At 69.8% G+C, this 520-nt stretch carries 1 protein-coding gene; it reads left to right on the forward strand.

The genetic code is table 11. From position 1 onward, the window contains the following. The coding region (locus I5M_RS16745; RefSeq protein ID WP_022722442.1) for an urease accessory protein UreF at window positions 1-417 on the forward strand (417 nt) is incomplete at its 5' end. Between the last annotated feature and the right edge of the window lie 103 nt (window positions 418-520).

Genomic DNA, 520 nt, shown 5'->3' on the forward strand with positions numbered 1-520 from the left:
GTCAGCTCCGCCGAGCGGCGGCTCGAGACGCTGTCGCAAGGCCGTGCCTTTATCGAGATCGCACGAAACGCCTGGGACAGCGACGGCTTGGCGCAGAGCGTCGCCGCCTGCGGCAGCGACATCGCCTATCCGGTCGCGGTCGGAATCGTCGCCGCGGCGCATCGCGTGCCGCTGGAGCCGACGCTGCACGCCTTCCTGCACGCGGTGGTCTCGAACTGGATTTCCGCCGGCGCCCGGCTGGTCCCGCTCGGCCAGACCGACAGCCAGCGCGTCCTCGCCGCACTCGAGAGCGCCGTCACCACCACCGCGGAGCGCGCGCGGAGCGCCGCGCTAGACGACCTCGGCGCCGCCACCCTCCGCGCCGACCTCGCCAGCCTGCGCCACGAAACGCAGTACACAAGGCTGTTCAGGTCGTAGTAGCATACCTCTATGTTCGTCATTCCGGGGCGCGCGAAGCGCGAGCCCGGAATCCATAACCACCGGCGGTGAGTATGGATTCCGGACTTGCTCGCTGCGCTCG

It is taken from the genome of Rhodopseudomonas sp. B29 (assembly GCF_000333455.1).
Taxonomy (GTDB): domain Bacteria; phylum Pseudomonadota; class Alphaproteobacteria; order Rhizobiales; family Xanthobacteraceae; genus Rhodopseudomonas.